Genomic DNA, 21,141 nt, shown 5'->3' with positions numbered 1-21,141 from the left:
CCTGAGGAACCGATCGAAAGCCAAAACGGAGATCGAACGCGGACGCGATCGGAGCCAACCGGCGTTATTCTGCAGTCGTCTCGCCGGCGGTCGCGTCGGCCGCACCGTCCTCGCCGGTCGCCGACTCGTCGGCGCTTTCGGCGTCGCCCTCGCCCTCGAGTTCGGCTTCGTCGATCGCCGCCTCCGCGAGGATTTCCTCGCCGTCGATCCCCTGTTCCTCGGCCATCGCGAGCAGCAGTGCGCGCTGCTCGGTGAGCTGGTGGTCCATCCGCGTGACCGTCTCGTGGGTTTCGTCCATCTCCTCTTCCAGTCCGGTGATCCGCTGCTGGAGTTTCTGTACCTGCTTATACATCGCTTCGGCCCGATCCGAGAGGCTCTGAATCTTCTTCGCAGTGCTGCCGAGTCCCATACTCGAACGATGTGTCGGGTAACTAATGGGCCTTTTCCTCCCCTCGCTCGAGCGAGATAGTGTGGCACCATATCCCGTGGTTCGACAAATTTATTACGAACCGTGGACAATCATCTACTGAACTCGAGGTGATCAGCCATGGTGCGAGCGAGCCCACCGAGCACATGGATGCAAGGCCTCGATCTGCCGTCCCAACTGTTCGGAGACACCGGCGGTAACGACTACGAACTGTACGAGGAGGACGACGAGTTCGTCCTCACGATCGACATGCCGGGCTTCGAAACCGACGAGATCCAACTGGCGTGGGACGACGGCGTCCTGAACGTCGCCGCCGAACACGCCGACGAGAGCCGCGGTCGGAAGAAGACCTACCACCGTCGGTTCCGCTTCCCCAAGACGGTCGACGATGAGGAGATCAGCGCGGACTACACCAACGGCGTGCTCGAGGTCCGGCTGCCGACCGCCGAGTCGACCGCCCACGGGAAGGAAATACCGCTCGAGAGCTAACGGACTCGGCTCGGCGACCGGCCCGCTGACCGCTCCCCGCCGGTCGTCTCGGTGAATCGACGCCCGGCTCCGCCGGCGAACCGCTCCGACGTCGACGCGTTTGCCCGCGTCGACCGGTCGGTCTCTGTCCTGAGTCCGTCGTCCGTATTGCCGACAGTCTGCCACGAGGCGGCGACAAGTACTATCCGTGAACGCCACACCGACCGCGTCTCCCCTGTTCCGTCGGGCGATTCCGGAGGCGAAAGGCCCTTAAGGACCAGTCGCCTACGATGGGATGGACTAGGTCGGGCAGTTTGGCCCTGCTCGTTACCCGCGCTATGGTCATCAGCGGGGACCGAACACCGCAGGCGTCCGGTCAGACCGACCGGGGCCTCGGGAGCCAACAGAGAAGCCTCGTCCGTCGGGGACAGCGGTCCGTGATGGCCGTCCGCAGGGACGACCCATCACGGTTAGTCGGCGACAGCCCATCAGGCGCGGAAGCGAGCAGTGGACCGCCGGACACCTGTCGCTCGACGGGTCGCGGGGTGGAGAAGGCAACCGAGATTCCCCCGGTCGGAACGCCGGGCAATCGCGGTCGTCCGCATTCATACGGCACGAAATTTTACTCTGTAGGCGCGCCTTCGCCGCGCCTTCGGTAAAATTTCGATCAAAAGCACTCCTCTTTCCGTTCCACTCACTCGACTCGCGGCTTACGCCGCTCGTCTATACGCGGCGCGTAGCGCCGCGCTCTCGTTCGCTCCACATCAGTCGTCGGCCCGCTCGCTCACCCTTCGGGTTCGCTCGCGGTCTACTGGGTAGCCGCCTGCCCTCCCCCGGGTCCGACGGCTCTCACTATCGTTCGAGCCGTTCTCCCGGCCAAGGAGGACGACTCGAGCCCCTATCCCGAGCAAGAGAGCAGAAGGAGACGAAACTCGAAAACGGGCCTCGCGTTATTCGGCCGGTTGCACGATGCTCTGGCCGTCGCCGCTCTCGAGGTTGAGACCGCCCTCGAGCGTTCGGACCGGGTAGGGGATGTCGATCCCTTCGTCGTCGAACCGGCCCTTGACCGCGGTGACGTACTCCCCGCGCGTTCGGACGAAATCGGCTCGAGACGGGTTCGCGATCCAGAATCTGGACTGGAGCCCGACATCGGAGTCGCCCAGTTCCGTCAGTCGCACCGAGGGAGCGGGGTCGTCCATGATGTCGGGGTGGCGCTCGGCCTCGTCGACGATGATCTCGGTCGCCCGCTCGATGTCGTCGCCGTAGCCGATCCCGAAGACGAACTTCAGTCGGAGCTTGTCGGCGTCGACGGGGTTCTTGAGCACGCCGTCAGTGAGCGCCGAGTTCGGCACCGTCAACAGTTCGTTATCGAACGTCCGCACGCGCGTCACGCGGAGGCTGATGTCCTCGACGACGCCGGCGTAGTCGCCGTTGTCCCACTCGATCCAGTCACCGATACGAAACGGTTTGTCGGTGTAGATGAAGACGCCCGCCACGAAGTTCGAGATCACGTCCTGCATCGCGAGCCCGATCGCGAGCGCGCCGGCCGCCGCGATACCGGCCATCGAGACGAGGAAGTTTCCGAAGCCGGCGAAGCCGAACGCGACCGCGACCGCGAAGAACGCGACCCCGAATCTCGTGAGCATCAGGAGCGGGTTCTGGGCGTGTTCATCGAGGCCGCGCCTGTCGAACGCGCGCTCGACGAGCGGGAGTACGACGAAGCGACCGACGACCCAGATCGCGACGAAGGCGAGGACGAACCGGATCGCGCCCTCCGCGCTCGCGGCGAGCGACGACCCGAAGAGGTTCGTGCTCTCGAGTGCCTCTCCGATCGGCCCCAGGTCCCCACTCTGCAGCAGTGTCGAACCAAGGGCGGTACTCATCGATGCAGCACCGCCGTGTGCCCGCGCGTCTCGATCAGGTCCGCACTGACGGTCTCGGCGAGGTCGGCCGCCTTCTCCTCGGTCGAACTGCCCGCACGGGCCGCACGCAGGAATTTTACCTTCACGAGGTCCCGGTCGGAGAGTTGGTCGTCGAGTTCGTCGACGACCGAGTCGATACCGCTCTTGCCGACCCAGACGGTGACGTCGAGATCGTGTGCTCGCTGCCGAAGGTCCTGTTTATCCATGGCCTGATTAACGAATCGAGGCGCTTCAATCTTCTCGATTCGGTAGCGGTCGGTCTCAACTGAATCACGCCGCCGCTGAGAGGAATCGGCGTTAGTCGTCGTACGGGTATCTGGCGTGCGCGCCGCAGTCACAGGTGATCACGACGTGACCGTCCCGCAATCTGACGCGAGCGTTCGCGCCCGACCGAAGGTACGCGTCGCACCGATCGCACGTGAACCGTCGAAACTCCCGGGGAAGCGTCAGTCGATTTCGCTCCGCGACCCGTCGCGCGAGACGAACGTAGTACCGGGCACGATCGTCGTCGCCGTCCGCTGCCGCCGCTCGAGCGAGGTCGTGTAGGCGGTCGATCCGCTCAGCGGCGACGTCCATACCGACCTTTTCGTCGGTCGGCCTATTGATGTTGCGCTCCGGCGAGGCGGATTCGCCGACGCCTCTCGAGGGGCTTGTCAGCTAATATCATACCAGTCGACAGTTGAGGCGAATGTGCTATCGAGTGAAAAGATTCTTTATGGTACCCCGTATTGGGTTGTAGTACGCAATATTGTTATATATTAACTGAAATGAGGTGTTACACAACGTTATGAATTGGCCCCCCACGCCGTCCGACAACGGCGTTAGCAGACGTTCCTTCCTCGCCGCCGGAGCGACCGGTGCTGCTGTCACGACCGGCGGCTGTATCAATCGTGTCCGAAGCGTCGTCGATCAGAACGGAGACGACCAAGTCTCGCTGTCCATCACCACGGTTCCGGCCGACGCGGACAGACAGAACATCCGAATCGCCCGTCGCCTCGAGAGCAACCTCGAGAAGGTCGGCATCGACGTGTCACTGGACATGCGGTCGCGGTCGGAGCTGTTGGAGTCGGTGCTGATCAATCACGACTTCGACATCTACGTCGGCCTCCACCCCGCCGATTACGACCCGGACTTCCTCTACGAGGCGCTGTACTCGCGGTACGCCGACGAATCCGGTTGGCAGAACCCCTTCGGGTACAGTGCCATATACTTCGACACCCTCCTCGAGAACCAGCGCCGAGCCGACGGCGACGAACGGAAGCGACACGTCCAATCGCTCCTGACGGGACTGGCACAGGAAAAGCCCTTCGAGCCGATCTGTCTCCCCGACGAGATCCGCGTCGCCAGCAACGATCGGTTCGACGGCTGGAGCGAGCGACAGGATGTGCTCGCGTCACGACACGGCTATCTGGGACTCGAGCCGACCGACGACACCGATCAGTTGCACGCGCTCGTGACCGACAGCCGCATGACGCGGAACCTCAATCCGATCTCGGCGGTGTTTCGGGAGCGCGATACGATCATCGATCTGCTCTACGACTCGCTGCTGACCGAGCACGACGGCTCCCTCTATCCGTGGCTCGCCGAGTCGGTGGAGTGGTCCGAGCCGGCAGCCGAATCGGAATCGAACGGTGACGAGGACCGGGACGAGCCGTCGCTGACTGCGACGGTGACGCTCCGGGAGGACTGTCAGTTCCACGACGGCGAGCCGGTGACCGCCGAGGACGTCGCGTTCACCTACCGGTTCATAACGGACACGTCGTGGACGCTGTCTCAGATGCCGTCGCCAGCACCGCGGTACCGAAGCCACGCCGATACGATCGACGAGATCGCCGTCGGTGACGACGAGTATCAGCTGACGATGACTGTCACGGGCGGTCGAGCGGCCGCCGAACGGGCGCTTACCGTCCCAATCCTGCCGAAACACGTCTGGAGCGAACGGGTCAACCGGCGCGCAGACGACGATTCGTTCGACCCGACGCAGGGACAGTGGGCCATGGTCACGATGACCAATATCCCACCCGTCGGCAGCGGTCCGTTCCAGTTCGACAGTCGGAGCGAAGACGAACACCTCACACTGCAGCGATTCGAGGAGCACTTTACGCTCCGGGAGGACATCGATCTCGCCGACCCGATCGCCGACCTGTCCGAGCCGACCGTCTCGGAACTCCTGTTCGAGGTCGATCCCGGCAGTCCGTCCGCTATCGGCCGGGTCGCCGACGGTGGTGCCGATGTGACGGCGTCGACGCTCGACGCGTACTCGCTCGGTGCGATCCCCGACTCCTCGAGCGTCGAACGACTGGAAACGCAATCGCGGATGTTCTATCACATCGGCTTTAACGTCCGCAACGAACCCTTTAGCAACCCCCACTTCCGCAGAGCGATTACCCAGTTACTCGATAAGAAGGGGATCACCGAGGAGGTGTTCTACGGGAACGCGACGCCCGTCGCGACACCGCTGACCGGCGAGTGGGTACCGGACGCCCTCGAGTGGGACGGAGAGGATCCAGTAACGCCGTTTGCCGGCTCTAACGGCAGCCTCAACGTCGAAGTCGCGAAACTGGCGTTCGAGCGAGCCGGGTTCCGACACGATGATAACGGACGGCTGCTTGGAGGCAACTAGGAGCGATGCTCGCCGAGGTGCTGACACAGCTCGTCATCGTCATCGGTATCCTGTTACCGATATCGATAGCCATCTTCATCGGTCGTGAGCGCCTCGTACGGACACGATCGGAGTGGCGAACGCGACTCAGGACCGCCGCCCCGGCCATCGCCGTCTTGCTCGTGGTGTTGCTGATCAATCGGATCGCCAGACAACGAGCGCCGCGGCTCTCCCGGGAGATCGGGCTCCATCTCACCTCGAGCTTTTATAATATCGAAGGGGAGTTCATCCTGCTCTTCCAGTCCATCGCAAACCCCGAGACGACGGCGTACTTCTCGGCGATCTACGTCTACGGCTATACGTTCCTGTTGATCTTCCCGATCATAGCGTACTTTACGCTTTCGGATACGCGGACGTTTCGGCGGCTGTTGACGGCGTATGCACTCAACTACGCAATCGGTCTCGTGCTGTACATCTTCGTCATCGCGTACGGACCCCGGAACCTGATGCCGGCGGAAGTCGCGGAAACGATGCTGTACGACACCAATCCGCAGTACAAGTACCTCACTCGCGAAGTCAACAGCAACACCAACGTCTTCCCGTCGCTTCACACCTCGCTCTCGGCGACCGTTGCGACGTTCGCGGCGATGACTCGCTCGTCGTTTCCGAAGTGGTTCCCAGTCGCGGTCGTGCTGGCAGCCAGCGTCGCGATTTCGACCATGTTCCTCGGGATCCATTGGGGGATCGACGTGGCCGGCGGGTTGCTTCTCGCGGCCCTCTGTGTCGTCCTCTCGGATCGCCTCGTCGGGCGCTGGTCGCTGTCCGAGGAACTCGGTGACCGGTTCCCCCAGATCGAGGATCGGTTACCGTGGCTGGACCGAGACGAGTGATCGTCTGTCGTGATCGGTCGCAGTCGCTGGCAGCTACCGTGGACGGCAAATCACCGTTCAGCACGGCGATCGGCTGCGTTTCTGTGCGTCGGAAGAGCACAATACTGTTATATCGTGGCTCTTCAACTATGAGAAACGAACGAAATGAACGGGAGATCGGCCGCCCCGAACCGAGACAACCCCGGCGGTGACAGCGGTACCTGCAGTCGGCGAGCGATGCTGGCAGCGACGGCCGGGCTGACGGTCTCGAGTAGCGGCTGTCTCCGGCTCCGGGATATCGTCATGCCGGACAACATCGACCAGCTCTCCGTAGCGATCACGACGATTCCGGCCGATTCGGACAGGCAGAACGTCCAGATCGCCCGTCGCCTCGAGGAAAACTTCCAGGCCGTCGGGATCGACGTCTCCCTCGACATCCGGTCCGAGATCGACTTCCGTCGGACGGTACTGTACGACCACGAGTTCGATATCTGCATCGGTCGTCACCCGGGCGGGACCGATCCCGACTTCCTCTACGAGGCGCTGTACTCGCGGTACGCCGACGAATCCGGCTGGCAGAATCCCTTCGGATTCACCAACTTGGATATCGACGACCTCCTCGAGGAGCAACGCAACGCCGAGGGCGAGACGCGTCGCGAGGCCATCACAGCGGTTCTCGAGGAAATCGCGACCCAACAGCCGTTCGTTCCGATCTGTCTCCCCGAGGAACACCGGGTCGTCAGGACCGATCGGTTCGACGGCTGGAGCGAGGGCCACCTCGCGACGCGCCACGGCTATCTCGGCCTCGAGCCGTCCGCGGGCGTCGATACGCTTCGGGTCGGCCACACCGACGCCAGACCGACGGAGAACCTCAATCCGATCGCAGCCGACTATCGTCGCCGCGGGATGATCATGGACCTGCTGTACGACTCGGTGGCGACGCAGAACGGCGACGGCGAGATCCAACCGTGGCTCGCGGAGTCGTGGGAGTGGGACGACGGAACGATCGATGTCCGACTCCGAGACGAGTGCGAGTTCCACGACGGCAAACCGGTAACCGCCAAAGACGTCGCCTTTACGTATCGATTCCTGCAGGATACGTCGCTCGACGATCGCGATGCGCCATCGCCCGCTCCCATGTATCGGGGGCAGGTCGACGCCGTCGATGTCGAGTCGATCTCGATCCGTACCGACCACCACGTCGAACTCCCGATCGAAACGACGCAAGCGGTCGGTGAACGCGCGCTCCTCGTCCCGATACTCCCCGAACACATCTGGCACGAGTACGCGACCGAGACGCCGGGACCGGGCGGCCCCAGCGTCGCGCAAGGCACCACTGAGGCGGTGGTCACGGACAACGTCCCGCCGATCGGAAGCGGTCCCTTCCAGTTCGAAAGCCGGACCGAGGGCGGCCAGTTGACACTCGAGCGCTTCGACGACCACTTCACACGCAGACTCGGCGTTGACCTCCCGGAACTGACGGTCGGCGACTGTCCGATCACGATTCATCCGGGCAGCACGACGGTGGCGGAAGCCGTCCAGGAGGACGGGGCCGACGTAACGAGCCTCCCGCTCGACGCTCACACGATCGACGGCGTCGACGAATCCGACAGCGTGGCGTTACTCGAGTCGCCGTCGTGGTCGTTTTACTTCCTCGGATTCAACACGCGTAAAGCGCCGTTTAGCAACCCCCGATTCCGGCAGATCATCGCACAGCTCGTCGACAAGGAGTGGCTGTGCGACGACGTATTCCACGGCCACGCTCGTCCCATCGCGACCCCCGTTACCGGCGACTGGGTTCCCGAGAGTCTCGAATGGGACGACAGAGATCCCGAAATGCCGTTTCTGGGAACGGACGGGGAGGTCGATGTCGAGGCAGTAAAGATCGCGTTCGAAGACGCCGGCTTCCGGTATGACGACCAAGGGCGGCTTCAAGCCAGACAGTGAGTCGCCGGTCGGCGACGGCCGATAGTCGCAGTTGATTCACCGTTCTCGCTACAGTCACCGATACACCTACCGCTACGCGAGTATCGCAACCGGCAAAAGCGGGACGAAAGCGGGTTACTGGTCCTCGAGCGCGTCGGCGATGCGCTTCAGCGCGCGGGTCTGGTCGCGCATTTCGTCGCGCATCTGTCGGACTTCGCGGACGAGTTCCTCGTTGCTCTCGTCCTGTCCGCCAGCGCCGGGGCCGGCACCCGGGCCGCCCGGACCGGGGCCGCCGGGGCCGCCGCCCATCATGCCGCCCATCATCTGTGCGAACGGGTTGCCACCGCCGCCCATGCCGCCGGGGCCGCCACCGCCGCCGAACGGGCTCTCGGGGGCCTCACCCTCGCCCTCGCCTTCCTCGGCTCGCTTCTCGCGGATCTCCTCGACCCGCTCGCGGAAGGATTTCTCCTCGCTGTCGTCGCCTGCGTCTCCGTCGGGTGATTCGTTTTCGTCCGTCATACCATCGGATTCCGTTGCGTGAGGGAAAAGGGTTGCCATGTTTTCGATGTCGGCGCTGACCGTCGCTCTCCGGTGCCCGCGCGGCGATCAATGCTTGCACAAAACCGACCCGACCTGAGCTGGTAGCCGCCATATGACCGACCGCTCCGATCGAGAGCCGATCGTCAGCGAGGGACCGTACGCGATCGTCGACGCGACCGATAGCGACCCGGCGGACTACTGGCTCGTCTCGAGTCGAGGTGACGCGACGGCCGACGCGGACGAGCACCGGTACCAGGTTCCGGTCGACGAGACCGCTATCGACGATCTCGCGACCGCAGTCTCGCGGCTTCGAGGGCTGAAAACCGACGCCGAGGAGTCGTCGGAGTCGGTCGAACTGACCTGCCACGACTGTGGCAAGACGTGGACGTACACCGGGTCGGACGAGCACGCCTCGTGTCCGAACTGCGAGACGGAGGTCCCCGTCGAGGGGATCGGGCCGTAATCCCCGCGAGACGTACTCGAGCGAGCGGAGAACAGTGCTCGCCGTCGACGCCGCGACCACGAGTGTGAAGGCCGAACGGTTGTAACGAGCGTCGCCGAATCGGCACAGACTGAGTCAGCATGGTCAGGCGCACGCACCGACGACCCGACCGAACGCTATCGGACCGACGATCTGCCGGGCGATGACGCGGGCAACGAGACGAGAAGCGATCGCCGGCATCGGAACTGCGCTGGCGTCCGCGGGCGGAGCGAGCGTCGTCACCGGAGCGGCGGATCCGTCGTCGGTCCCCGAGGCGGACCGCGAGAGTGTCTTTCCCCGGTGTGTCTACCAGCCAGACGGCGACGGCTGGGCGGTCACGATGCCGATCAATATGCACGTCACCGTCCCCGGCGAGCGTGCGGCGCTCGCCGCGATCGAAGACGAGTTCACCGGCCTCGAGAACCCGCGCTGGACACGGGTCTTTCCGGATTCGGAGGCCGGAGCGTGGGACAGCGACGGCGAGGAATTCGTCGCCCCGGACGTCTCGGTTCGCCGGCCGCGGCTGGGTGACGAATGGAACCACGTCCACGTCTGGGAAGTCGACGCGGACCGCGCCGCGGTACACGCGCACTTAGACGTCATCGACCTCGAGTACGACTATTTCCACCGCGGCGCTCGCTACGACGCCGCCGCGCGGGAGGTCCGGGCGCACCTCGCCGCGGACGACTGGCGTCGGGAAACGCCCTACAGTATCGAGTACGGGGTCGAAGAACGGAAACGGGAGAACTGGGGCGAAACGGGCGATACGAAACTCGAGTACATGTCCGGCTGACCGCAGCGCAGACGGGAAAACGCGACCGCGCTCACCCGAACGATCCCAGCGACGACTGGAGGTCGCGATCCGCCTGACCGACCTCGAGGTCGTAGCCGACGAGGTCGCGCATGTCGACGGCGTAGGTCGTGCCGCCGTTTTCGAGGACCAGCAGTCGACCCCTGACGCCGACGACGGTTCCCGAGGCGATGGTCTCGCGCACCGGGCGGGACTCGAGGCCGAGTCCGTAGTCGAACTCGAGAGTGTCGATGACATCGAATTCTTCGAGGGCGGCCTCCCAGCCGGCCTCGTCGACCGCGGCACCGAGTGCGGCGACCTTCGTGCCGGTTCGGACGCGGTCGGGGAGTCGGGTCGCGATCTCGGCCTCGAGTTCGCGGGCGATTTTTCCGTTCGAGACCGTATGAACGTGGGCCCCGCGATCGGCCCCCTGCTCGCGCAGTCGGGTCTCGAGCCGCCACCGCTTCGTGACGCCGACTTTGAACGTGTCGGGGGCGAACGCGGCGATGTAGACCGCGTGCTCCTCGTGGCAGTCCATCTCGTCTTTCAGGCAGGTCCCCGTACAGCGCGCACAGACCCACGTGCTCGTGTGGTAGTCGCAGTAGGGCGTCGACGGCCGGTCGCAAGCGACGTGTTCGCCCTCGTCGTCGATGGTGCCGGCGCAGTGGCGCTCCCCGAGCGAGTAGGCGAGGTCGTCGCCGGCCTCGAGCGGGCGGTGTTCGACCTCGCCGCTGCCGTCGCTGACCAGCAGCGCCGATCCCCGGCCGCTCGGTTGGTAGCCGACCAGTTGCACGCGTTCGGATTGGAACCGGGCGCAAATAGACGTAGCGCTCTCCGGTCGTGGCGGTCCCGCTCGGATGCGTCGCCCGCCGGCGACCGCAGAAAAGACCTATCCGCGACCGCCACGAAGCCCGGCCCATGAGCCTCGAGGGTTCGCTCGAGACGGCAGCGGACGGCACCAGAGACGCCGTGATGTTCGTGTTCACCGTCACTAACTCGGGCGACGAGCCGGTCGACCTCCAGTTTTCGGACGCGTGCAAGGCGGAGTTCGTGCTCGAGAACGACGGCAACGAGGTCTGGCGGTTCAGCGAGGGGCGCATGTTCGCGCAGGTGCTCAGTTCGGACGCCCTCGCGCCGGGCGAGGAGACGACCTACGAGGCGGAGTGGTCCGATCCCGAGCCGGGCGACTACACCGCGGTCGCGGAGTTGCGAGCGCAGGACGAGCACTGCGCGGCGCGGGCCGACGTTTCGGTGCCGTCGTGACGACATCCCGCGATACCCGTCTTTTGCGGGGTAGAAGACCGAAGACGCCGTCGTCGGAGCCGGCGACGAGGGCCGACAGCGAAGTCCCTATACCGTCGCCATCCTAAGCCGCGGGCATGCAAGCGCTGGTCATCGCGGCACACGGATCGCACCTGAATCCGGACGCCTCGGATCCGACCTACGCCCACGCGGACACGATCCGCGAGACGGGCGCGTTCGACGAGGTCCGCGAGGCGTTCTGGAAGGAGGAACCGCACTTCCGCGAGGTGATCCGCACCCTCGAGTCCGACGAGGTGTTCGTCGTCCCGCTGTTTATCAGCGAGGGCTACTTCACCGAGCAGGTCATCCCGCGGGAACTGCGCCTCGACGACTGGGACCCCGAGCAGTGGGACTCCGACGGAACGAGCGCCTCACAGGCGACCCTCGAGGCCGAGGACGTCGGGAAGACGATCCACTACTGCGGGCCGGTCGGCACCCACGACGCCATGACGGACGTGATCGTCCAGCGGGCCGAGACCGCGACGGGCGATCCGGACGTCGGCGAGGGGTTCGGCCTCTCGGTCGTCGGCCACGGCACCGACCGGAACGAGAACTCCGCGAAGGCCATCGAGTACCACACCGAGCGCATCCGCGAGATGGACCGCTTCGACGAGGCCAAAGCGCTGTTCATGGACGAAGAGCCGGAGGTCGACGACGTTACTGATTACTTCGAAAGCGAGGACATCGTCGTCGTGCCGCTCTTTATCGCCGACGGCTACCACACCCAAGAGGACATCCCCGAGGACATGGGGCTGACCGAGGACTATCGCCTCGGATGGGACGTGCCGAGCGAGGTCGACGGCCACCAAATCTGGTACACGGGCGCGGTCGGCACCGAGGATCTGCTGGCCGACGTCCTCCTCGAGCGAGCGGCCGACGCCGGGGCCGACATCGGCGACGCCCGCGAGGCGGTCCGCGAACTCGCCGCGTCGGTCGCGGAGAGCGGGGCCGAGTCCGGCCCCGAACCGAACGCGGGAGCGGGCGCGGGTGACTGATGACGGCATCGACGGACGACCTCGAGACCCTGCTCGAACGCGCGTCGACCGGCGTCGCGTTCGACGGCCTGCGCGTCGCGGAAACTGACGGGGAATACGCCCTCGAGACGCCGGCGAACGAGTGGACCGGCCTCGACGAGGCCGACTGCCGGCGCGCGCTCGAGTCGATCGAGGAGTACGTCACGAACTGGCGCTACTGGCAGGAGACCGTCGGCGGCGAGGGGACCGCACGCCGGGCGTTCCTCCGGTGGTGCGAGCGAGCGCCGCTCGCCGACACCGCGGACGGCGACACGACGACCGGGCCGTGGAGCGACCACGGTGACGGTTCCGAGCCGCTCGCGGTCCCCGAACGGTACCGCGCGCTCCGCGACGGCATCGACCGCGAGTGGGGCCAGCTATCGATCACGGCCCGGTTCGTCGACGTCGACGACCCCGACGGCGAGCGCGTCTACGACCTGTGGCACGTCGACGACGCCGACAGCGACATCGCGGACCTCGAGGTCTACGACGACCCGCGGGACGCGCGGGAACTCGCGACCTACGACGAGGACGGCCGCTACCGGCCGCTGAAGACCGCGCCGACCCTGCCCGGTGGCTGGGCCTTTACCGGCCTCTCGGGCGCGGACCTCGTCGAGACGGTCGAGTTCTTCTACCCCGCGACGGTCGCTAACTGGCACCGCGAGCTGCGGGGGAACCTCGATATCGACCACTGGCTCGAGACCGCCGAGCGACAGACGGGGATCTACGACGTGATCGACGAGCTCCCGCGCGAGGCCGTCGAGTGGATGGCCGAGGCCTGCTGTGTCGACTCCCAGTGTCTGCGCCGCCGCGAGTGGCAGTACGAGGAAGGCGACGACCTCGACGCCGACGGCGGCGACGGTCCCTTCCCCTGTCGCGAGCCCTGCTCGCTCGTGATCGCCGCCGCCCGCAAGTGGGCCATCCTCGAGTCCGAGGAGGAACGGACCTACGAACTCGAGTTGACCACCAGCGAACTGAACCAGCTCGAGGACTTGATCGACGCCGTCGCCGAGGGCCGCACCGACGAGATCCGCGAGGCGGACGTCAACGACGGCGCGAACCGCTATCGGGCGCGGTACCTGCGATCCAAGCGGTTCGACGACGAGGGGAACCTCGAGGCGACGCAGGTCGACGACTGACGGCCGGCTGCCCCCGCTTGTCCTTTCCAGCCGACCCGTCGACGGCCACAATCTTGGTATCCCGGCGGTCGCACACTCCGATCGTGAACCGTCGCGACTTCCTCGTGACCACAGCAGTGGCGCCGTCGCTGCCGGCGATCGCCGGCTGCTCGAGCCTCGGCGACGAGGAAACGGGCTATACACCTACACGCTTACCTTCTCGGACGCGCTCGACGAGCCGGACGAGCGACCGCTCGATTTCGACACCGCGGGACTGGCCAGCAGTCAGGCGAAGATCGTCGACGAAGCGGCCCGAACGGGAACGTACAGCGAAGCGAACGTCAACTGGGACTCGCTGCCCGGTCGCGAGGGGATCACGATGGCGTTCCGGATGGTGATCCAGCTGATCGCCCGCCACGTCGGGCACGATCCGCAGGTCGACCACGAAACGTCGTTCGAGACGCCGAGCCGGTACGACGGGCAACGCTATCGAACGGTCGTCGATGTCGCGTGAGCACCACGCGACGCTGGCCGCACTACGCTACTGAACCAGCAGAAACAGCGCCACGAGAACGCCGACGATGACGATTCCCGTCCCGACCGTTGCGACCGGGCCGCCGATCGTCGCCGCCGTCAGCGCCGCGATCCCGACCGCGACCAGTCCGAGCGCGACGACCACGAGCGTCGCCGGCTCGATGCCGCTCACGGCGGCGAACTGATCGACGACCCGCTCGAGCGCCGTCGGTTCGGGCTCCGAGCGCGCGGGTTCGGCGAGCGAGTCGTCGACGTCGACGCCCGGCGGCCCGGGGGTGACGGTGACGGCGATCGAGACCGATTCGGACCCGTAGCCGGTCAGCACCTCGAGGCGGCCGTCGACGGGCCGGTCGATCGCGTCCGCGGTGACGGTAACTGGGACGGCGGTGACGCCGTTGGGTTCGACGTAGTAGTTCGTTTCACCGAGCGATGCGATCCGTTCGAGGTCACCGCCGAGGCGACAGTGGACGTGTGCGGGCGTCTCGTGGCCCTGTAACAGGAGCGCGAACGACTCGCTGGTTTCGAGCGCGTCGCTCGCCGCCTCGAGTTCGTCGGCGGCCCTGCGATTGACGTGGACGGTGACCTCGGTCCCGGACATAGTCGGGTGGCCTCAGGCCGGCGTCTCCTCGCGCATGTCCGGCGGCAGCAGGTTCGGAATCCCGTCTTCGATCGGGTAGGCCTCGCCGCATTCGGTGCAGACGAGGTCGCCGCCGACGACTTCCTCGCCGTCGTACTCGGCGTCCTCGAGTTCCAGGTCGTGTTTGTCGAGCGGACAGCAGAGGATCTCCAGCAACGACTCCTTCATACTACGTAGGCTTGCCGCCTCCAGCAAAAGGTTTCGGGAACGCCGCGAGCGAAGCGCGGCCGACGCGGCGCGTTCTACTCGTAGGGGTTCTCGACGATGACGGTCTCCTCGCGGCCGGGGCCGACGCCGACCGCGTAGATCGGCGCGTCGAGTTCCTCGGCGATGTAGTCGAGGTAGACCTTCGCGTTCTCCGGGATGGCCTCGTAGCCGTCCTCGGCGACCGCGGCCCAGTCGACCGCGGGCCAGCCGTCGAACGATTTGAACGTGGCCTCACAGCGCCCCCACTGCTCGGTCGTCGGGGGCATCGTGAAGATCTCCTCGCCGTCGAACTCGTAGCTGTGGCCGACTTCGACCGTGTCGAGCCCGGCGAGCACGTCGATGTGGTTGACCGCGAGACCCGTAAAGCCGTTCGCGCGGGCCGCGTGGCGCAGCATGGGCATGTCGAGCCAGCCGACGCGGCGCGGGCGACCGGTGACGGTGCCGTACTCCCCGCCCTCGTCGCGGATGTAGGTCGCGAGTTCCTCCTCGTCGTCGGCGCTGCCCTGTTCGGCGTCGTAGTCGGGCGTCTGGTCCTCGACGCCGCCGAGTTCGGTCGGCAGCGGGCCGGTTCCGACACGGGAGAGGTAGGCCTTGACGATGCCGATGACCTCGCCGTCGCCGATGACGGTCGGGCCGAGGCCGGTGCCGACGGTCGCGCCGCCGGCGGTCGGGTTCGAGGAGGTGACGTAGGGGTAGACCCCGTGGTCGATGTCGAGCGAGGTACCCTGTGCGCCCTCGAGCATGACGTTGTCGCCGGCGTCGATCCGGTCCTGCAGGAAGGTCCCGCAGTCGACGGTCATGTCCTCCTCGGCGAGGCGTTCGCCGTACTCGCGGTAGGTTTCGTAGAGGTGATCGATGTCGAACGCCTCGCCGGTCTCCTTGTCGAAGACCTCCTCGGCGAGGGCCTTCTTCTGGGGCACGACGTACTCGAGCCGTTCGCGGAGCGTATCGGGGTCGAGTAAGTCGCCCACTCGGACGCCGCGCCGGCCGGCCTTGTCCTCGTAGGTCGGTCCGATGCCGCGCTTGGTCGTCCCGGCGGCGAGGTCTTCCTTCTCTTCCTCCTCGATGCCGTCGAGCGCGCGGTGATAGGGGAGAATAACGTGTGCGCGCTCGGCGACGCGAACGTCGGGCTCGAGGCCGCGTTCGCGGAGGGTATCGATCTCGTCGAACAGCGTCTCGGGGTTGACGACGCAGCCGTTGCCGAGGACGCCGACCTTGCCACGGACGGCTCCCGACGGCACCAGCGACAGTTTGTACTTCGTACCGTCGTGGACGACGGTATGTCCAGCGTTGTCGCCGCCCTGGTAGCGGGCCACGACGTCGGCGGCGTCGCCGTAGAGGTCGACGACCCCACCCTTGCCTTCGTCGCCGAGTTGCGACCCGACGATAGTGACGGTCATAACAGCGGCGGATTCTTGCCGGGCCGATAAACAGATTTCGGTATACGGGTGGCTGACACTGACCGAGCGCGCCGAGAAACGCGGCCGGACCGGCGTATTCGGACAGCTGCCGCCTGTACCCCAGGATTCGATTCGTCGCGACCGGGCGGGCGAATCGCGACACGGATGGGAAACGGAAGAACTACCAGTATATATACCAGCAGGGCTAACGACCGAAACACGGAGCCGCGACGACCGTCCGTTTCCGGTCGCGAATCGCCGGGCGATCGACGGACATCGTCCTCGCCGACCCGTTCCGTCCAATCGCGTGGGTCCCATCAAATCGCGTGCCCCCACGATCGTGGAGCCACTGACACCGGGGTTTCGAGAGAGCCAGCGAGACCCTGTGACCACCGGGATCGGAAACGTTAACTACTGACAGGAACGATCATCCGGTTGAGAGTGGACCTTTCAGTCGCCGAGAGTAACTTTTAAAAGGTCCAAAGACAAGTTAACAAATGCCATGATAGATAGACTTGAGAAGGAAGTCGATATGCTGGAACGTCATCTCCAGGTCCTGAAGATGGTCATCGAGAACGAACCGATCGGGATCGTCAAAATGTCCAACGAGACCGGCTACCCCCACCACAAGGTCCGCTACTCGCTTCGGGTCCTCGAGGAAGAGAACCTGATCGAACCCTCGAGCCAGGGAGCGATCAAGACCGAGCGCACCGCCGAGTTCGTCGACGAACTCGACGGCAAGATCGACGACATCGTCGACAAGCTCGAGGGAATGAAGATCGAAGACGTCGCAGAGATCGAAGGGTAGTCTCTCGCCCAGTTCGGATTGTCGTCCCCGCGACCGGCAGCCGGCGCGACGCGAACATGCCGAACTTCTCATCGCCGTTTTCCGCCGCGATAGCGCCTCGCTCGTGCGTTTCGCAACCGTTCCGCTCGCTGTCGAGCAACTGCTCCTCGATTCCGATCGCGACGTGTGCTAGCCGAACGGGTCGGCAGTCGCGGTGCGTATCGACGACACACCGTCGCACAGAGTGAGGAATAGAATCGCGAGCGCGACGGCCTACAGCTCCGGCACGTTCATGTGGAACCCTTCGGAACGGGACTCGACCAGACAGAGGTGATACCCCTCCTTCCGGGAGAGGTTGACGTAACTGAGTTTCGAGCCGCGGCTGAGGAAGCCGCCGCTGGTCGCCTGCTCGGCCACCTCGAGCGCGCCGGGCTCGAAGTAACTCGAGGTGACGGCGATCGCCGCCGCCAGATCCGGATAGTTCGCCTTCACCGCGGAGGCGGCTTCCTCGAGACCCTCGAGTAGTTCCGTCGATGCCGGCTCCCGCGAATCGTTGAGAGTGACCAGGACCAGTGGATTCCCCATCTTGTCGAACGCGACGACGTCGAACGTGACCTGATCGGGAACGTCCTCGGTGTCGTCGTCCTCGAGCGAGATGGTCGCGTCGAGTTCGGCCCGGTCGATCCGCGGAATGGCGTCGTAGAGGTCGCCAAGTCCGTCCGCGTTGCCGGTGTCGCGGATCTCGTAGAGGAGCATCTCGGTGAGCCAGTCGACGAATCGGTACTCCATCGACGACGCGAGGAAGTCCGCGAACGGGTCGCCGTCGACGACGGCGTCGGCCGAGTCGAACTGCGTGTGGTGCTCGAGTTGCAGGTTCGCCGCGACATCGTTGCGGTCGGCGGCGCCGTCGTGGGCTTTCTCGAGCGTCGGCTGGCTCTTCGAGGCGTATCGGACGAAGAGATTCGTCCCCGAAAGCGCCTGCTGGGCCGTGAGTTGGGTGCCGCCACCGACCCCGTCGGACTCCGCGTTCCCTGCATCTTGCGTGCGCGCTCGCTCGCGTTCCAGTTCCGTCTCGAGTTCCTCGATCCGGGACTGGAGTCGATCGACCGTCGAGGACAGTTCGTCGTTCTCCGAGCGCAGCCGGTCGCGTTCGGCCTCGAGTTCCTCGGCCTTCTCCACGAGCGCGTCGCGTTGTTCCTGTAAGGTCTCGAGTTTCTCGGTGAGCGCCGCGATCCGTTCTCGGTCCTCGCCCGCCTCTCGGCTCCGTTCGGTCGCCGATTCGGCCGTCTGGGACCGTCCCGATTCCTGTGGCTCCTGTTGGCGCGATCGCGTCTGCGATCGCTGCTCGCGCGTCTCGGACGACTGCCCGGCAGCGGTCGTCGACGCCGCGGTCTTCGAATCGGACTGTGCTCCGTCCGATGGAGCAGCGGTTGCGGGTTCCGTCCCCGCGTCCGCCGCTGTCGAGGCCGCCGCCGATCGGCTCCCCTGTCCGCCGGGTCGGCCGCCGCTCGAGGCCGTCGATTCGTCGGACTCGCTGTTGTCCGGATCGATCGAGGGAATGCGCCGCGTTTCGCGCCACGCTTCCTCGCGTTCGAACTGCTCCTCGAGGTCGCCCTCGTCTTCGTCCGCGTCCGGGTTCGCATCGTCGGCCGTCGCGGTGGCGTCGTCGGCAGCCGACTGGTCCGGGGAATCGTCTCCGCCATCCCCGTCATCGCCCGCGTCTTCCTCGTCCCCGTCCTCGTCGACCCAGGAGATATCGTTCCGTTCTAGCTCCTCGGCCGCCGCCTCGACCTCCGCGAGGTCGGGACTCGAGGTCGCTGTCGGTTCGGTATCGGAGACGGCCGCCGCGTCGTCCGGGTCAACCTCGACTGTCTCGTCGGCGGGGGACGACGAAGCGCTTTCGTCACCGGTTGTCGGGACGGCATCGGCTCCGGCGGCTTCGCCGACCGGCGAGTCGTCGACGGGGGACTCGTCAGTCCTCGAGTCGGCCGCGTCTCCGCGTTCGGCTGCGGCCGGACTGTCGTCCGTCGACCGTTCGGTGGAACCCTGTTCTCGGGGTTCGCTTCCGTCATCGGACGGGTCCGATTCGGGGCTGGGGTCGGGATCGGTGGTCGGATCGAGATCGGTCGCAGCCGGCTCCGCGTCGGTGATTCCGGCCGAGGTCGTCTCCGGCTCTGCCGGCGTTTCGTCGGTCGCGGTAATCCCCGACGGATCGCCCGTCAGATCGATATCCGACGCCAACGACGACGGATCGTCGACGGTAACGTCCTCGATCGGATCGGAATCGGCCGCGCCGGCACCGGCCGACTCGGTGCTCGAGACGTTGATCGGTTCGATCGACGAGCCGGTCGAATCGGGGGCCGGGTCGGCGCTCGAGCCGTCCCGTTCGGGCGCACCCGGATCGTCGGCGGGGGCCGGTTCCGACCGCGAGTCGACTCCGTCGGGGCTCCCGTCCGCGGATGTGGAGCCGTCACCGGTGTCGGGGTCGGTCGTCCCCGGCACGTCGGTGACCTCGATCTCGACGTCGGTCACTTCGTAGATGCCGACCTCGTCGGCCGCCCGGTCGAACGCCTCGTCGCCGGTGAGCAGTCGCCCGGCGTTGCCGATGTAGGCGGCGGCCATCCGGCGGCCGCCGTAGTAGACGGCGTAGTAATCGCCGCTGAGCACGTTCTCGCTCAGCTCGATATAGCCGGTAAACGAGCCGCTCTGGAGGGTGTTGTCGACCTCCCGGAGCGGCGTCTCGTTCGTGTAGTATTTCGCCCGTGTTTCGCCGCCGCGTTCCTCCATTGCACAGAGTAGCGGCAGCGACGGATGGGGAGCCTCGTAGCGTGTCCCGGAAGCGGTCTCGAAGTCCTCGATATCGCCGTCGACGATCCCGATTATTCGGCCGTTGAGCATAAAGAGCCACGTGCCGACCGCCGAGACGGCACCCGAGAAATCAGCGTCAGCGAGATCGGAGAGGCCATCGAAACCGCCGCTGAACTGGCGGGAGTCCCACTCCTCGACGCGCTCTTGCGTGCGCGGGTCCATAGTTCAACAAGCGAGAACCACACTAAATACGTTTCGCCTAGAATCCGTCTATATTTTTGACTCTGCGTCCTCGGCGAGTTCCTTCATGCGCTTGCCGATCCGGCCGGCGCTCGAGAACTCGTCTTCGCTCATCGCGCTCGCCAGCGCGTTTCCGAGGACGAACACGGCGTGTTTGTGTTCGCTCTTCGACTTGTGGACGTGCGAGGGATCGACGTCGAGCTGACGGTAAGGGTCGAACAGCGTTTCGTCGACCTCCTCGCGCTCCGAGAAGTACTCCATGATGACGACGAGTTCTTCGTGGAGCTCGAGGAGTTCGTCTTTATGCATATCCCCGTATAGGAACGGTTTCGATTTAAGCGTTGTGTGGCCGAGAGTCGCAAAACCGACCGGGTCACTCAGCGGTTCGGTGCGGCCAGTTCGCCGTCGTCCCGACGACGGAGCGTGACCGCGAGCAGCAGGATCCAGCTTCCGAGGGCGACGGCGGCGACGAATTCCGGCACGGCAAACCACGTCTCGGTGTCGACGCTGCCGATCGACAGCACCCAGCCCAGCCACACGACCAGGTGAACGTTCCCGAGCCAGAACGACGCCACGGCGAGCCGACCGTCGCCGGCAAGCACCGCCCCGGTGCCGTAGACCCACGCCGCGAGCGGGGCCACGCCGAACACCGAAAGCGCCGCGAAGCCGTGTAGACTCGTCTCGAGGTAGACGGCCGTGTGGTCGAGAAAGAAGACGCCGACGCCGATCATCCCGGCGACCGTGAGCGCGAGCAGCGCTGTCCCGACGCGCTCGAGGGCGTTCCGGCTCGCGATCCACAGCCGCCAGCCGAACGGGAGTCCGAGCAGGCCGCCCGCGATCAGCCCGCCGTTGAACAGCGGGAACGTCGGCGCACCGTAGCGGCCCATATCCGAGAGGGCCCGCCCCTGCCACGTGAACGTCTCGCTCGGGGCGACGATCGTCGCGAGCACGATCGCGCCCACCGAAACGATCGGTCCGGCGATCCCGCAGTACGTCGCGATCGTCCGCCTGTCAGCCATACGGTCGCTCGTGCGTGCCGGCGTATCAACGTGACTGTTTCGAACGCTGAC

The 21,141-nt window shown here is 65.6% G+C and carries 23 protein-coding genes and 1 other RNA gene; 12 read left to right on the top strand and 12 right to left on the bottom strand.

Translation table 11 applies throughout. The features are described from left to right. Window positions 1-64: 64 nt before the first annotated feature. A complete protein-coding gene (locus ACT4ML_RS08630; protein WP_138245623.1) occupies window positions 65-409 on the bottom strand; it encodes a DUF5798 family protein in 345 nt (114 codons plus the stop codon). Between the two features lie 138 nt (window positions 410-547). On the opposite strand from ACT4ML_RS08630, the gene ACT4ML_RS08625 reads away from it, so the two are divergent. Both ACT4ML_RS08625 and ffs read left to right on the top strand, forming a co-directional pair. After that, a complete protein-coding gene (locus ACT4ML_RS08625) occupies window positions 548-916 on the top strand; it encodes an Hsp20/alpha crystallin family protein (protein WP_444720481.1) in 369 nt (122 codons plus the stop codon). A gap of 272 nt (window positions 917-1,188) precedes the next feature. Beyond that, window positions 1,189-1,500, top strand: an RNA gene (gene ffs, locus ACT4ML_RS08620) — signal recognition particle sRNA. A gap of 345 nt (window positions 1,501-1,845) precedes the next feature. Here the strand turns inward: ffs and ACT4ML_RS08615 are convergent. The 3 genes from ACT4ML_RS08615 to ACT4ML_RS08605 form a co-directional block, all read right to left on the bottom strand. Beyond that, window positions 1,846-2,778, bottom strand: a complete 933-nt coding sequence (locus ACT4ML_RS08615) for a mechanosensitive ion channel family protein (RefSeq protein WP_444720480.1) — start codon at window positions 2,776-2,778, stop codon at window positions 1,846-1,848. Continuing rightward, window positions 2,775-3,023: a YhbY family RNA-binding protein gene (locus tag ACT4ML_RS08610; protein WP_138245626.1), complete on the bottom strand. Its 249-nt coding sequence runs from the start codon at window positions 3,021-3,023 to the stop codon at window positions 2,775-2,777. The genes ACT4ML_RS08615 and ACT4ML_RS08610 overlap by 4 nt, the downstream gene beginning before the upstream one ends. A 91-nt stretch (window positions 3,024-3,114) precedes the next feature. Next, the gene (locus tag ACT4ML_RS08605) at window positions 3,115-3,393 is read right to left on the bottom strand and encodes a ribonuclease P protein component 4 (RefSeq protein WP_444720479.1); all 279 of its coding nucleotides are present in this window, start codon (window positions 3,391-3,393) and stop codon (window positions 3,115-3,117) included. Window positions 3,394-3,604: 211 nt separating this feature from the next. On the opposite strand from ACT4ML_RS08605, the gene ACT4ML_RS08600 reads away from it, so the two are divergent. The 3 genes from ACT4ML_RS08600 to ACT4ML_RS08590 all read left to right on the top strand — a co-directional run bounded on the left by ACT4ML_RS08600 (window position 3,605) and on the right by ACT4ML_RS08590 (window position 8,235). Continuing rightward, window positions 3,605-5,440 (top strand): ABC transporter substrate-binding protein, encoded by a 1,836-nt coding sequence (locus ACT4ML_RS08600; protein WP_444720478.1) that lies wholly within the window; start codon window positions 3,605-3,607, stop codon window positions 5,438-5,440. Between the two features lie 5 nt (window positions 5,441-5,445). Beyond that, a complete protein-coding gene (locus tag ACT4ML_RS08595; protein ID WP_138245629.1) occupies window positions 5,446-6,309 on the top strand; it encodes a phosphatase PAP2 family protein in 864 nt (287 codons plus the stop codon). 216 nt (window positions 6,310-6,525) lie between these two features. Continuing rightward, the gene (locus tag ACT4ML_RS08590; RefSeq protein WP_444720610.1) at window positions 6,526-8,235 is read left to right on the top strand and encodes an ABC transporter substrate-binding protein; all 1,710 of its coding nucleotides are present in this window, start codon (window positions 6,526-6,528) and stop codon (window positions 8,233-8,235) included. A 114-nt stretch (window positions 8,236-8,349) separates the two neighbouring features. Here ACT4ML_RS08590 and ACT4ML_RS08585 read toward each other — a convergent pair whose 3' ends face one another. Continuing rightward, the gene (locus ACT4ML_RS08585; protein WP_138245630.1) at window positions 8,350-8,733 is read right to left on the bottom strand and encodes a hypothetical protein; all 384 of its coding nucleotides are present in this window, start codon (window positions 8,731-8,733) and stop codon (window positions 8,350-8,352) included. A gap of 133 nt (window positions 8,734-8,866) precedes the next feature. Here ACT4ML_RS08585 and ACT4ML_RS08580 point away from each other — a divergent pair, with 133 nt between their 5' ends. Then, a complete protein-coding gene (locus tag ACT4ML_RS08580) occupies window positions 8,867-9,217 on the top strand; it encodes a hypothetical protein (protein ID WP_444720477.1) in 351 nt (116 codons plus the stop codon). Window positions 9,218-9,398: 181 nt separating this feature from the next. Beyond that, the gene (locus ACT4ML_RS08575) at window positions 9,399-10,028 is read left to right on the top strand and encodes a hypothetical protein (protein ID WP_444720476.1); all 630 of its coding nucleotides are present in this window, start codon (window positions 9,399-9,401) and stop codon (window positions 10,026-10,028) included. 31 nt (window positions 10,029-10,059) lie between these two features. Here ACT4ML_RS08575 and ACT4ML_RS08570 read toward each other — a convergent pair whose 3' ends face one another. Beyond that, the gene (locus ACT4ML_RS08570; RefSeq protein WP_444720475.1) at window positions 10,060-10,818 is read right to left on the bottom strand and encodes a DUF2797 domain-containing protein; all 759 of its coding nucleotides are present in this window, start codon (window positions 10,816-10,818) and stop codon (window positions 10,060-10,062) included. Between the two features lie 125 nt (window positions 10,819-10,943). On the opposite strand from ACT4ML_RS08570, the gene ACT4ML_RS08565 reads away from it, so the two are divergent. The 4 genes from ACT4ML_RS08565 (at window position 10,944) to ACT4ML_RS08550 (ending at window position 13,972) form a co-directional block, all read left to right on the top strand. Then, complete coding sequence (locus ACT4ML_RS08565) at window positions 10,944-11,288, top strand: BsuPI-related putative proteinase inhibitor (RefSeq protein WP_444720474.1); 345 nt, start codon at window positions 10,944-10,946, stop codon at window positions 11,286-11,288. Between the two features lie 116 nt (window positions 11,289-11,404). After that, a complete protein-coding gene (locus tag ACT4ML_RS08560) occupies window positions 11,405-12,322 on the top strand; it encodes a CbiX/SirB N-terminal domain-containing protein (RefSeq protein WP_444720473.1) in 918 nt (305 codons plus the stop codon). Then, on the top strand, window positions 12,322-13,479 hold the full coding sequence (locus ACT4ML_RS08555; protein ID WP_444720472.1) for a DR2241 family protein: 1,158 nt from the start codon (window positions 12,322-12,324) through the stop codon (window positions 13,477-13,479). Before ACT4ML_RS08560 ends, ACT4ML_RS08555 begins: the two co-directional genes overlap by 1 nt. Window positions 13,480-13,837: 358 nt before the next feature. Further along, window positions 13,838-13,972 (top strand): hypothetical protein, encoded by a 135-nt coding sequence (locus ACT4ML_RS08550; protein ID WP_444720471.1) that lies wholly within the window; start codon window positions 13,838-13,840, stop codon window positions 13,970-13,972. 27 nt (window positions 13,973-13,999) lie between these two features. Here the strand turns inward: ACT4ML_RS08550 and ACT4ML_RS08545 are convergent, their stop codons facing one another. The 3 genes from ACT4ML_RS08545 to ACT4ML_RS08535 form a co-directional block, all read right to left on the bottom strand. Further along, a complete protein-coding gene (locus ACT4ML_RS08545; RefSeq protein ID WP_444720470.1) occupies window positions 14,000-14,590 on the bottom strand; it encodes a DUF7524 family protein in 591 nt (196 codons plus the stop codon). A 12-nt stretch (window positions 14,591-14,602) separates the two neighbouring features. Next, a complete protein-coding gene (locus ACT4ML_RS08540) occupies window positions 14,603-14,797 on the bottom strand; it encodes a methytransferase partner Trm112 (protein ID WP_006186475.1) in 195 nt (64 codons plus the stop codon). A gap of 74 nt (window positions 14,798-14,871) precedes the next feature. Next, entirely contained in the window at window positions 14,872-16,236 is a 1,365-nt protein-coding gene (locus ACT4ML_RS08535) for an adenylosuccinate synthase (RefSeq protein ID WP_444720469.1), read from the bottom strand. A 502-nt stretch (window positions 16,237-16,738) separates the two neighbouring features. Between ACT4ML_RS08535 and ACT4ML_RS08530 the strand changes: the two genes are divergently transcribed. Then, complete coding sequence (locus ACT4ML_RS08530) at window positions 16,739-17,044, top strand: hypothetical protein (RefSeq protein ID WP_006181938.1); 306 nt, start codon at window positions 16,739-16,741, stop codon at window positions 17,042-17,044. Window positions 17,045-17,296: 252 nt separating this feature from the next. On the opposite strand, the gene ACT4ML_RS08525 is transcribed toward ACT4ML_RS08530, so the two are convergent. From ACT4ML_RS08525 to ACT4ML_RS08515, 3 genes are all read right to left on the bottom strand, one after another. Then, entirely contained in the window at window positions 17,297-20,053 is a 2,757-nt protein-coding gene (locus tag ACT4ML_RS08525) for a DUF7527 domain-containing protein (RefSeq protein ID WP_444720468.1), read from the bottom strand. Window positions 20,054-20,101: 48 nt separating this feature from the next. Continuing rightward, on the bottom strand, window positions 20,102-20,380 hold the full coding sequence (locus ACT4ML_RS08520; protein ID WP_006181940.1) for a UPF0058 family protein: 279 nt from the start codon (window positions 20,378-20,380) through the stop codon (window positions 20,102-20,104). A 68-nt stretch (window positions 20,381-20,448) separates the two neighbouring features. Further along, a complete protein-coding gene (locus tag ACT4ML_RS08515; protein WP_444720467.1) occupies window positions 20,449-21,090 on the bottom strand; it encodes a DUF998 domain-containing protein in 642 nt (213 codons plus the stop codon). Between the last annotated feature and the right edge of the window lie 51 nt (window positions 21,091-21,141).

Source organism: Natrinema sp. LN54, from assembly GCF_052439245.1.
Lineage (GTDB): Archaea > Halobacteriota > Halobacteria > Halobacteriales > Natrialbaceae > Natrinema > Natrinema versiforme_A.
This window is presented reverse-complemented; position numbering and strand designations above follow the sequence as displayed.